We start from the raw sequence: 3,384 nt of genomic DNA on the forward strand, positions 1-3,384 counted from the left end.
CGCTACCTGAAACCTAATGTTCAATTTGACGACAAACTGATGACTTGGGGCTTCTGGCTGCTGAACGGCGGTCTGGTCGGTATGATTGCCATCAGCCTGTTGCCGGTCGGTGTGATCCAAGCTTACGCTTCTATCACTCATGGTCTGTGGTATGCACGTAGCGAAGAGTTCCTGCAAATGGAAATTCTGGATACCCTGCGTTGGGTTCGTACCGCTGCTGACTTGATCTTCATCGGTGGTGCTGTCTGCGTTGCTATCCAAGCTACCAAAATCGTATTCAGCCGCGATAAATAATCTTAAGCTGAATTAAATCGAAGGCCGTCTGAAAAGTTTTCAGACGGCCTTTCTGTTATAATTTCAACATTCTTAAATTGACAAGACAAAACATTATGTTCAACCAAGCTGCTCAAGAGCTGACCACTGTTTGCGATTTATTGCGTTTCGCTGTCAGCCGTTTTAATGATGCCGGACTGTTTTTCGGACACGGAAGTGATAATGCCCATGACGAGGCAGCCTATCTGATTTTGCACACTTTGAACCTGCCTTTGGATACGTTGGAGCCTTATTTGGATGCCAAATTGTTGCAAAGTGAGAAGGAAGAGGTATTGTCCATTCTCGAACGCCGCGCAGTGGAGCATATTCCTGCCGCGTATCTGACGCATCAGGCATGGCAGGGCGAGTTTGATTTTTATGTTGATGAGCGCGTTATCGTGCCTCGTTCTTTCATTTACGAATTGCTGGGCGACGGTATCCGTCCTTGGATTGAACATGATGAATTGGTGCACCGAGCTTTGGATTTGTGTACCGGTAGCGGTTGTTTAGCCATTCAAATGGCGCACCACTATCCCGATGCACAAATCGATGCCGTTGATTTAAGCTTGGATGCGTTGGAAGTGGCCGCAATTAATATCGAAGATTATGGCTTGGAAGACCGTATCAGCTTGGTGCATACCGATTTGTTTGAAGGCCTGGATGAAACCTACGACTTGATTGTTTCCAATCCGCCTTATGTCGATGCGGAATCTGTAGAAGCGCTGCCTGATGAATACCTGCACGAGCCGGAATTGGCTTTGGGCAGCGGCGAAGATGGTTTGGACGCTACACGTCAAATCATTCTGCAAGCGGCAAAATATCTGAATCCGAAAGGTGTATTGTTGGTTGAAATCGGTCACAACCGTGAAGTATTGGAAGCGGCTTATCCAGAATTACCGTTTACTTGGTTGGAAACCAGCGGTGGTGATGGGTTTGTATTCTTGTTGACCCGAGAGCAATTATTGGGTGAAGAGTAGTTTATTTTGATATAAATAAAACAAAGGCCGTCTGAAAAAGTTTCAGACGGCCTTTGTTCTGTATAATTTTTAATGTTTTAAGAAAATACAAATGGCTATGGTATGCCGAATATGAAATCCAAGCAGGCTTTGAAACTATGGCTTATAATATTTGTCATAGTTTCTAATGTCAGTGAATTTTTATTACTGACTTTTTGTAGAACATATACTGCCAAACTCCATATTATGAATAATTATTTAAAATCAGGCCTGTTGGCTGCTGCCTTGTTCAGTATGCCCGTTGCCGCCTTTGCCCAGCAACATACCGTTTATTTCAATCAAAACGGTAAACTGACGGCGACCATGCCTTCGGTTGCTTATGTCCGACAATACAAGATTGAGGCAGGCAAGGCTCAGGTGCAGGATTTTTACTATCCATCGATGAAAAAATATTCTGATCCTTATGAAGTACCTGCCGGTCAGATTAAGGTTTTTGTGCCGGCGTTGGATAACGGTACGCTGACCCTGTGGCATTTCAACGGTCAGAAAAAGATGGTTGGCAGCTATCGCAACGGCAAACCGCATGGCGAATGGGTTAACTGGTATCCAAACGGCAAAAAATCTGCGGTAATGCCTTATCAAAATGGTCTGAGTGAGGGTGTGGGTTCCCGCTATTACCGAAATGGTGTGAAAGAAAGCGAAATTCAGTTTAAGCACGATAAAGCCAATGGTCATTGGAAACAATGGTATTCAGACGGCAGCCCGAAAACCGAAATGATGATGAGCAATGATAAACCAACGGAGATTATCAGTTGGGATGAAAATGGCCGCATCGTGTCTGAATTGAGTATTCGCAACGGTAAACGCAGCGGCATTATTTTGGATTGGTATGATGATGGTGCGAAGAAATCCGAGCTGGTTTATAAAGATGACCAGTTGGTGAAAAAAACTTTCTGGGATACGGACGGGTACGTTCTCGAATAAATTTAACAATAAAAAACCGCAGGCTGATCGGCTTGCGGTTTTTTGTGTGTTACATACAGCCTTTGTTTTGGCACAGGGTAAATAACGGCGCGCCGCTTTCGCGGATTTTTTTGCCGCCGTCCAAATCGGTAAATTCCAAAATAGCAGCTGTTTCGATTACTTTGCCGCCCAGTTTGCGGATCAGCTCGACACCTGCCAGCATTGTGCCGCCGGTTGCCACCAAATCATCTACCAATAAAACGCGTGCACCCGGCTTGATGGCGTCGGTATGGATTTCTACCGTTGCTTCGCCATATTCCAAAGCGTAACTCTGAGAAACCGTATCAAACGGCAGTTTGCCTTTTTTGCGGATGGGGACAAAGCCAACGTTCAGCTGATAGGCCAAAGCTGCGCCAATGATAAAGCCGCGCGCATCCAAGCCTGCTACGACATCAACTTTTTGCCCCATATAGCGGTAAACCAGTAAATCGACCAGCAGGCGGAAATATTCTGCGCTTTGCAAAACGGGAGTAATGTCATGAAACAAAATCCCTTTTTGCGGCCAGTTTTCAATTTTACGGATTTTGTCCGCCAAAGCTTCTACGCCCATTACTTCAGGATGAATCAACATCTCGACATTCCGAAATCAAAAAGTTTTTAACGCGATATTGTAGCGGTCATATGCGGACTTGCCAAATTAATCGATACAATAGCCAAATTTTGCAACATGCCGTCTGAAATTCCGAGAAACATTGTGTTGTGTTATAATTTACAGGTACATACCATCGGCTGAACCACCATGCAAAATCATAAAAAAGGCAATATTTACATCATTTCTGCCGCTTCTGGCACAGGTAAAACAACCTTGGTGTCGCGCCTGTTGAAAAATCATGACGACATCCGTGTTTCCATTTCTCATACCACGCGCCAGCCGCGTGAGGGTGAGGCACATGGCGTGCATTACCACTTTGTTCCCAAAGAAGAATTTGAATCACTGATTGAGCAAAGAGCCTTTTTGGAACACGCCAATGTGTTCGGCAATTATTACGGCACCAGCATCGCCGGCGTAAATTCGCTGAGCGAAGAGGGCTATGACGTAATTTTGGAAATTGATGTGCAAGGTGCGGCGCAAGTGCGTAAATCGTTGCCTGAA

Annotated in this window: 4 protein-coding genes and 1 pseudogene; 4 read left to right on the forward strand and 1 reads right to left on the reverse strand. The window is 45.1% G+C overall.

The window, feature by feature from the left end; all coding sequences use genetic code 11:
• From ACTHSP_RS18935 to ACTHSP_RS18945, 3 genes and pseudogenes are all read left to right on the forward strand, one after another.
• A pseudogene (locus ACTHSP_RS18935) lies at positions 1 to 294 on the forward strand (nitric-oxide reductase large subunit); the annotation flags it as partial.
• A 95-nt stretch (positions 295 to 389) separates the two neighbouring features.
• A complete protein-coding gene (gene prmB, locus ACTHSP_RS18940) occupies positions 390 to 1,289 on the forward strand; it encodes a 50S ribosomal protein L3 N(5)-glutamine methyltransferase (RefSeq protein ID WP_314512996.1) in 900 nt (299 codons plus the stop codon).
• 225 nt (positions 1,290 to 1,514) lie between these two features.
• Positions 1,515 to 2,252 carry a toxin-antitoxin system YwqK family antitoxin gene (locus tag ACTHSP_RS18945; protein ID WP_003686026.1) on the forward strand — a complete coding sequence of 246 codons (738 nt, stop codon included), beginning with the start codon at positions 1,515 to 1,517 and terminating at the stop codon, positions 2,250 to 2,252.
• A 49-nt stretch (positions 2,253 to 2,301) separates the two neighbouring features.
• Here the strand turns inward: ACTHSP_RS18945 and ACTHSP_RS18950 are convergent, their stop codons facing one another.
• Positions 2,302 to 2,862, reverse strand: a complete 561-nt coding sequence (locus ACTHSP_RS18950; RefSeq protein ID WP_314512994.1) for an adenine phosphoribosyltransferase — start codon at positions 2,860 to 2,862, stop codon at positions 2,302 to 2,304.
• A 168-nt stretch (positions 2,863 to 3,030) separates the two neighbouring features.
• Between ACTHSP_RS18950 and ACTHSP_RS18955 the strand changes: the two genes are divergently transcribed.
• Positions 3,031 to 3,384 (forward strand): guanylate kinase (locus ACTHSP_RS18955; RefSeq protein WP_440346676.1); only part of this gene is annotated, 354 nt, incomplete at its 3' end.

The organism is Neisseria sp. P0001.S005 (assembly GCF_051963715.1).

Bases quoted from the DNA above. Each gene is read 5' to 3' on its own strand.
- prmB (WP_314512996.1), top strand. From the start codon at position 390: ATGTTCAACCAAGCTGCTCAAGAGCTGACCACTGTTTGCGATTTATTG.
- ACTHSP_RS18945 (WP_003686026.1), top strand. From the start codon at position 1,515: ATGAATAATTATTTAAAATCAGGCCTGTTGGCTGCTGCCTTGTTCAGT.
- ACTHSP_RS18950 (WP_314512994.1), bottom strand. From the start codon at position 2,862: ATGTTGATTCATCCTGAAGTAATGGGCGTAGAAGCTTTGGCGGACAAA.